Genomic DNA, 7,753 nt, shown 5'->3' on the forward strand with positions numbered 1-7,753 from the left:
CTAGAATTCAGGCAGGGTTTGTCAGGGTGGTTTCACCACTGATGTGCAGCGGACGGAGGCACCGCAATGAGCGAGATGCGGGTAGTGGGGATTCGGGTCGAGCAACCACAGAACCAGCCGGTCCTGCTGCTGCGTGAAGTCGACGGTGAACGTTATCTGCCGATCTGGATCGGTCAGATGGAGGCCACGGCCATCGCCCTCGAGCAGCAGGGTGTCGAACCGGCGCGCCCCCTGACGCACGATCTGATCAAGAATTTGCTCGAAGCGTTCGGTCACGCGCTCCTCGAAGTCAGAATCGTCGACCTACAGGAAGGCACGTTCTACGCCGATCTCGTTTTCGACGGGGACATGCGCGTGTCGTGCCGCCCGTCGGATGCCGTGGCTGTAGCCTTGCGCATCGGCGCGCCGGTCTTCGTCGAGGAGCCGGTGCTCACAGAGGCGGGCCTCGTCATGCCGGACGAACGGGAGGACGAGGTCGAGAAGTTCAAGGAATTTCTCGAGTCCGTCTCACCCGATGATTTCAAGGCGACCGACGGCTGATCGTCGTTCGCCGCCCGAGCAACGGCAGGGCTGGGTCTGCTGGACCCGGCCGCAGCCGGCGCCGGGGAGTGTCGAACGTTGCCTTACCGGTCGGCGTGTTGCAGCCCAACGCCCACACCGGAGCGTACGCTGAGTGAATCCGTGACGGGTCTTGGATTCGACTCGGGTAGGCCTGAGAGCGCTCGACGATTGGATGCGGTGGGGGGATCCACGCGTCGGTCGTCGGGAGGCACCACTGGGCGCGCGAGAGGGAGTCACCACAGTGCGAGATCGGCCGCAGGGACAGCAGTTCAGCGTCGACGCCGGCGACCGCGCAGTTTCGTCACCGACATCGAGCGAGACCGAGGACATCCAGCCGGGGTTGTTTCCCGACAGTTCGGTACCCGACGAGCTCGTGGGTTACCGGGTGCCGATCGCGTGTCAGATCGCCGGCATCAGCTACCGTCAACTGGACTACTGGGCGCGGACCAATCTCGTCTCGCCGTCCATCCGCGGCGCCGCCGGCTCGGGGAGCCAGCGACTGTATTCCTTCAAGGACATTCTCGTCCTCAAGATCGTCAAGCGTCTGCTCGATACGGGTGTGTCCCTGCAGAACATTCGGGTCGCCGTGGACCATCTGCGCAGCCGTGGCGTGCGAGACCTCGCGAAGATCACCCTGTTCTCCGATGGCACCACGGTCTACGAATGCACCTCGCCGGAAGAGGTCGTCGACCTGTTGCAGGGCGGACAGGGAGTTTTCGGTATCGCCGTGAGTGGAGCCATGCGCGAACTGACCGGCAGCATCGCCGATTTCCCGGCGGAACGCGTCGACGGTGGTGAGGTCGAGCAGCGCCCCGAAGACGAGCTCGCGTCCCGCCGCCGCAACCGCATCAACCGTCGGATCGGGTAGACCGTCCCGGGTAGACGAAGATCACGCCGCCGGGACGGCTACGCGCGTCCAGCGCGCCGCCGGTGTTCTAGAATCGAGGCACGTCGCCATCGCGCGGGAGAGCCTCGGACACGTTCCGGGCGCCGAAGGAGCAGCACCTCTCCGTCAATCTCTCAGGCACCCAGGACCGCGTGAGTTCCGACGTCTCTGGAAAGCGGTGGGAGCACCCACCCGCCCACGGGGAAAGGTCTTCCGGACAAGACCGAATCTCTCAGGCGCTCGCCCCGCGAGCTCACCGACAGAGGGGGAGGAAACGCGCCGTGCGACCACGCACGGAGGTGGACCTCTCCGATCAACCGGGAGCTGCGATGACAGAAGCCCTCACCTCACCCTTCGCCGACCGTCACATCGGTCCGGACAGCGCGGGTCTGCGCCGGATCCTCGATGTCGTCGGCGTCGGTTCGCTCGACGACCTCGCCGCCAAGGCGCTGCCCGACGGCATCCTCGACACCCGTTCGGGTGAGGTCGCCGACGGACTCGATGTCCTCGATGCGCCGCTGTCCGAGCACGAGACGCTGGCCGCGCTGAAGGCTCTCGCGGCGCGCAACACCGTGGCGACGTCGATGATCGGTCAGGGCTACTACGACACCCTCACCCCACCGGTGCTGCTGCGCAACATCATCGAGAACCCCGCCTGGTACACGGCGTACACGCCGTACCAGCCCGAAATCAGCCAGGGGCGACTCGAAGCGCTGCTCAACTTCCAGACCATGGTCGCGGATCTGACCGGTATGGAGGTCGCCAATTCGTCGATGCTCGACGAGGCCACCGCCGCGGCCGAGGCGATGACCCTGCTGCGCCGCGCGAACCGCAAGAATCGCAGTCCCCGTGTCGTGGTCGACACGGATCTGTTCACCCAGACCGCCGCGGTGCTCGCCACCCGCGCCGAACCGCTCGGTATCGAGATCGTCTCCGCGAACGTCGTCGACGACGGTCTGCCCGAAGGCGAGTTCTTCGGTGTCATCCTCCAGGTGCCGGGTGCCTCCGGCCGCGTGTTCGACGCGGCCCCGGTCATCGCCGCGGCACACGAACGCGGGGCCTTGGTGGCCGTGGGTGCGGATCTGCTCGCGTTGACGCTTCTCGTCCCGCCGGGTGAGCAGGGCGCCGCCGCCTGTTTCGGCACGACTCAGCGTTTCGGTGTGCCGATGGGCTTCGGGGGACCGCACGCCGGCTATCTGGCCGTCCACGCGGTCCATACCCGCAACCTGCCCGGTCGCCTCGTCGGCCTCTCGGTGGACGCGGACGGTGCTCCCGCCTACCGGCTCGCGTTGCAGACCCGCGAACAACACATCCGCCGGGAGAAGGCCACCAGCAACATCTGCACCGCGCAGGTGCTGCTCGCCGTGCTCGCCGCGATGTACACGTCGTACCACGGTGCCGAAGGGCTGACGGAGATCGCGCGCCGCGTCGGCGCACACGCCGACGCGCTGGCCGCCGCGCTGCGCGCGGGCGGTGTGGAACTCGTGCACGAGACCTTCTTCGACACCGTGCGGGCCCGGGTACCGGGACGTGCCGCCGAGATCGTTGCCAAGGCCGCGCGAGCAGGCATCAACCTGCATCTCGTGGACGACGACCAGGTGGGAATCTCCTGCGACGAAGCCACTACTGCGGCGCACGTGGACACCGTCGCCGCCGCGTTCGATGTCCCCTCGGTGGTTGCGAGCGGCGGATCCGCGGTGCCGGCCGAACTGGCACGCACGAGTGAATTCCTCCGGCACGAGTCCTTCACCAAGTACCGGACCGAGACTGCGATGATGCGTTACCTGCGCCGGCTGTCCGACAAGGACCTGGCGCTCGACCGCACGATGATTCCCCTCGGCTCATGCACGATGAAGCTGAACGCGGCGGCCGAGATGGAAGCGATCACCTGGCCGGAATTCGCGGGTCTGCATCCGTTCGCACCGGCCGAACAGACCGAGGGAATCCGGACGTTGATCGGCGACCTCGAACGCTGGCTTGCCGCCGTCACCGGCTACGACGCCGTGAGCCTGCAGCCCAACGCCGGGAGTCAGGGGGAGTACGCCGGCCTCCTCGCGATTCGGCACTACCACCTCGCACGGGGCGACGACCACCGCGACACCTGCCTGATCCCGTCCAGCGCCCACGGCACCAATGCCGCGTCCGCAGTGATGGCGGGCCTGCGGGTCGAGGTGGTGGCGTGCCGCCCCAACGGCGACGTGGACCTCGACGACCTGCGAGCCAAGATCGCCGATCACGCCGAGCGGCTCGCCGCGATCATGATCACCTACCCGTCCACGCACGGGGTGTACGAGCACGAGATCGAGGACATCTGCGGAGCGGTGCACGACGCCGGCGGTCAGGTGTACATCGACGGCGCGAATCTCAACGCACTGGTGGGTCTGGCGCGTCCTGGCAAGTTCGGTGGCGATGTCAGCCACCTGAACCTGCACAAGACCTTCTGCATCCCGCACGGCGGTGGCGGGCCCGGTGTCGGTCCGATCGGCGTCAGGGCCCACCTCACGCCGTATCTGCCGGGGCACCCTGCCGTTCCGGGCCTCGGCGGGGTCGGACCTGTCTCTGCCGCGCCGTACGGGTCGGCATCGATCCTGCCGATCACCTGGGCCTACATCAAGATGATGGGCGCCGCGGGGCTGCGTCGGGCCTCGCTGACGGCCATCGCATCGGCCAACTACATCGCCCGTCGCCTCGACGAGTACTTCCCGGTGCTGTTCACGGGCGCCAACGGCATGGTTGCGCACGAATGCATCCTGGATCTGCGCCAGCTGACGAAGGACACCGGCGTGACGGTCGACGACGTGGCCAAGCGACTGGCCGATTACGGTTTCCACGCCCCGACGATGAGCTTCCCGGTGGCGGGCACCCTCATGGTCGAACCCACCGAAAGCGAAGACCTCGACGAGATCGATGCGTTCATCGACGCCATGATTGCGATCCGCCGGGAGATCGATCGGGTCGGGGCAGGGGAGTGGCCGGTGGACGACAACCCGCTCCGGGGTGCTCCGCACACGGCAGAATGCCTGGTTGCGGAGTGGTCGCATCCGTATTCCCGTGAAGTGGCGGTGTATCCGCTGGGGAAGGCCCGGGCCAAGGTGTGGCCGGCGGTTCGACGGATCGACGGCGCGCACGGGGACCGGAATCTGGTGTGCTCGTGCCCGCCGTTGGAGGCGTACACCAGCTGATTCTCGGGTGGGCGACAGCACACAGCTGTCGCCCACCCCCTTACGTATCCATATTCTGGACCAGACGGAAAAACAAAATAAACCAAATACACTTCCCCTTAGCAAAAACGCCCCACTAAAAACCTCCTCTACAGGAGAGGGGTCATTCGTCCGAAGACACCAACTCCAGAATCGACACTTCGGGTGGTGTCGCAATGCGCACGGGAGGGCCCCACGCCCCAGCACCCTGTGATGTGTACACGAGGGTGTCACCGAAGCGGTCCAGGCCGGTGAGCACCGGGTTTGCGAGCGGGACGAGATATCGGATGGGCCACATCTGGCCCCCGTGGGTGTGGCCGGACAGCTGAAGATCGACGCCGTGGTCGCGGGCCTCGTATACGTGACGCGGTTGATGCGCGGCAAGCAGCACGAATCGGCCGGGATCGCGCCCTTTCAGTGCGGCCGCGAGATCGGCGGCGTGCGGTGGGGGTGCGCTGTAGTCGTGGATGCCGGCGAGGACGATTTCGTCGCCTCCGCGCGCAAGGACGACGTGCTCGTTTCGCAGGGTCCGCACCCCGAGGGTCTCCCAGTGGTCGAGCCAGGACAGGGCGTCGTCGGCGTAGTACTCGTGGTTTCCGCTGACGCCGAACACCCCGAGTGGGGCCTGCAGGTCGCGGAGGGGTTCGAGATCGCTGCCGACAAAGGCGATCGTGCCGTCGACGAGGTCGCCGCTCAGAACGATCAGGTCGGGGTTCTGGCCGTTGACCAGGTCGACCACCCGCCGGACGAACGCGGCGCCGCGCGCCGGGCCGACATGCAGGTCGGTGACGAGCGCGACACGGAGCCCGTCGAATCCCGGAGGGAGGCGGCGTAGCGGCACCCGGGTGGGAACGATGCGGGGACGAGAGGCTTCCACCGTTCCGTAGCCGACGGCTCCGACGGATGCTACGACGAGGACACCGGTGGCCCAGCGCAGCACGTGACGTCGGGAGGGACCGACGGTTTCGTCGGCGGGTTCGTCGGCAGGTCCGGTGCGCCGGACACGGCGTACCAGACGCGCGCCCAGGCACACGAGCCCGATCGCAAGTGAGCCGAGGACCAGGTAGAACACCGCGGCGAGCCAGGTCCACCCCACGAATCCGAAGGGTCGCACCCAGGCCGGGTCCAACTCTGTGCCGGACAGGGAGCCGAGCAGCGCGATAACGAGCAATGCGACAAGGGCGAGGTCGGCCGCGATGGCGGCGCGGCCGGTCAGACCGGGGGCCCGGACGAGCCTGCGGTGCAGCCAGAAGGTGATGAGGGCGAGGAATATCCCCGCGACAACGAGTCGGATCACGGTCAGGACATCAGCTTTCGGAGGGTGTCCGTCAGGTCGGTGCCTTCCGTCGAGGCGACGGTGTTGAAGGACCCTTCGGTGAGGTCGGTCAGGGCTTGCAGGTCGGTGGTGTCGGTGACGGTGTCGCCGAGCACGACGATGTCGATCGGAACCGGACGGTCGGGATCGACGAGCTCATCGATTCGGTCGAGGAGTTCGCGTCCCGTGGTGCCGTCGTCGTTGTCGCTGTCGAGGATCACGAGCACGGAATTGGGCCGGGACCGATCGTAGTTTTCCACCGCGTCGGTGTAGACGCCGAGTATCGCCTCGTACACCGGTTCTGCGGATGTGGGCACTGCCGCGCCCAACGCGGTGGTCAAGGCGGTGCGCTGTGCTGCGGTGAGCCCGTCGCGAGCCACGGACTGCCGGAAGGGCGTGGTGCCGTCGGAGAACACGTAGAGCCCCATCACGGAGGAGTTGGGAGACAGATCCACGAGGGTTTTCAGCGACGTGGAGGTGTTCGCCAGTCGGGTGCCGTCGCCTTCGGTGGCGGACATCGACCTCGACGTGTCGACGAGCACCGTGGTCTTGCGGGGCGGCACGGGGTTGATGCGCATGGTCAGCAGCATGTCGGCCGCATCGGGCGGGGCGGGAGCGAGCACAGCCTCGAGCGGCGGTTGGTCCTCGGTGCCGGATCCGGGCTGCGTCGGATCCGCGCCCCGGAAACCGGCATCCGTGAATGCCCGGACCTGTTCGGGTCGGCGGAGGTAGTCGACGAATTCCGCCGCCGCGCGCGCGAGCGTTTCGTCGACCCAGGGGGCGTCGACGACGACCGCGGGGAAGTCGGCGATGGGGGCCGCCCCGCCGGGGAGGAAGCCGGCAACGGTGTTGTCGGCGACGGTGTCGTGCAGTTGCTTCTCGGTGACGGGTACGGCGTGCAGGGGTGCGCCGGGTCCGGGTTCGGCGGCAAGCGCGTCCAGGGCGTCGGCAGTGGTGGGTCCGGCGGTGGTGCCGGGGAGGTTGGCGCCGAGCGCGAGTTCGGTGATCGCGGTGACGGAGGGCGGCGCGGTGACCCGGTCGACGGTGAGTGGTCCGGGGGCGGTCCCGGACGCGGCGGTGGCCACTGCGTCGAGGGTGGAGGCGGTGGCGTCGGTGCGGGCTCCGGTGGGTAGGGCGAGACGCAGGGTTCCCCAGTTGTCGAGCCCGAGTTCGGTCATGGCCGCCGGGCTGCGCTGGAGCGCGGGGAGGTCGTACCAGGAGGTTGCCGCGGCGGTCAGTGCTCGGTGGAGGTCCGTGGGGACAGCGAGAACGATGGGGGAGGTCGCGATGGGGCGACGCTGCCCGTCGACGGCTGCGGCCCGATCGATCGCGCGGGAGTCGAACGGTACCCACAGCGCCGGTTCGGCGCCGAGCGCGGTGTTCCAGGCGGTGTCGGGGCCGAGGGCTGCGGCGGTGGGGCTGGTTTCGCTTGCGGTGACCTGGGCGGTGACGCAGTGGTCGCGGACGACGCGTTTGGCTTCGGTGCTCCAGCGGTCCGCGAGGGCGGTGAGGGTGGGGGCGATGAGGGGGTCGGCGGCGATGGTGAGAACGGTGTCGCCTTCGACGCAGGTTTCGGCGGCTCGGGTGGCCTGGTCGTCGATCCGGTCGCGGAGGCGGAACCAGCCGAGGGTGGCGAGGACGAGCAGCAGTATGGCTACGAGGGCGATGACGGGGCCTTTGCTGATGCCTCGTGCGCCGTCGGCGCCGCGATGTCGACCCACGTGTTCGTCCGCCTCGTTTCGTTGCCGTTCGGGTGGTGCCGTTTTTCCGGTTCTCGCAGTCTAGTGATGT

The 7,753-nt window shown here is 67.8% G+C and carries 5 protein-coding genes and 1 riboswitch; of the genes, 3 read left to right on the forward strand and 2 right to left on the reverse strand.

Features of this window, described 5'->3' with window-relative positions; translation table 11 throughout:
• The first annotated feature begins 66 nt into the window (after positions 1 to 66).
• The 3 genes from Q8814_RS22880 to gcvP all read left to right on the forward strand — a co-directional run bounded on the left by Q8814_RS22880 (position 67) and on the right by gcvP (position 4,629).
• A complete protein-coding gene (locus tag Q8814_RS22880; RefSeq protein WP_330154269.1) occupies positions 67 to 540 on the forward strand; it encodes a bifunctional nuclease family protein in 474 nt (157 codons plus the stop codon).
• Positions 541 to 802: 262 nt separating this feature from the next.
• Entirely contained in the window at positions 803 to 1,429 is a 627-nt protein-coding gene (locus Q8814_RS22885) for a MerR family transcriptional regulator (RefSeq protein WP_330154270.1), read from the forward strand.
• An 84-nt stretch (positions 1,430 to 1,513) separates the two neighbouring features.
• A riboswitch (glycine riboswitch) is annotated at positions 1,514 to 1,608 on the forward strand.
• A gap of 168 nt (positions 1,609 to 1,776) precedes the next feature.
• Positions 1,777 to 4,629, forward strand: a complete 2,853-nt coding sequence (gene gcvP, locus Q8814_RS22890; protein WP_330154271.1) for an aminomethyl-transferring glycine dehydrogenase — start codon at positions 1,777 to 1,779, stop codon at positions 4,627 to 4,629.
• Positions 4,630 to 4,771: 142 nt separating this feature from the next.
• On the opposite strand, the gene Q8814_RS22895 is transcribed toward gcvP, so the two are convergent.
• Together Q8814_RS22895 and Q8814_RS22900 are read right to left on the reverse strand one after the other, a co-directional pair.
• On the reverse strand, positions 4,772 to 5,944 hold the full coding sequence (locus tag Q8814_RS22895) for a metallophosphoesterase (RefSeq protein WP_330154272.1): 1,173 nt from the start codon (positions 5,942 to 5,944) through the stop codon (positions 4,772 to 4,774).
• Between the two features lie 2 nt (positions 5,945 to 5,946).
• Positions 5,947 to 7,683: a substrate-binding domain-containing protein gene (locus tag Q8814_RS22900; protein ID WP_330154273.1), complete on the reverse strand. Its 1,737-nt coding sequence runs from the start codon at positions 7,681 to 7,683 to the stop codon at positions 5,947 to 5,949.
• Positions 7,684 to 7,753: the final 70 nt, after the last annotated feature.

Source organism: Rhodococcus chondri (assembly GCF_036327435.1).
GTDB lineage: Bacteria > Actinomycetota > Actinomycetes > Mycobacteriales > Mycobacteriaceae > Rhodococcus > Rhodococcus chondri.

Coding starts and splice junctions, on each gene's coding strand:
- Q8814_RS22880 (WP_330154269.1), top strand. CDS start 67: ATGAGCGAGATGCGGGTAGTGGGGATTCGGGTCGAGCAACCACAGAAC.
- gcvP (WP_330154271.1), top strand. CDS start 1,777: ATGACAGAAGCCCTCACCTCACCCTTCGCCGACCGTCACATCGGTCCG.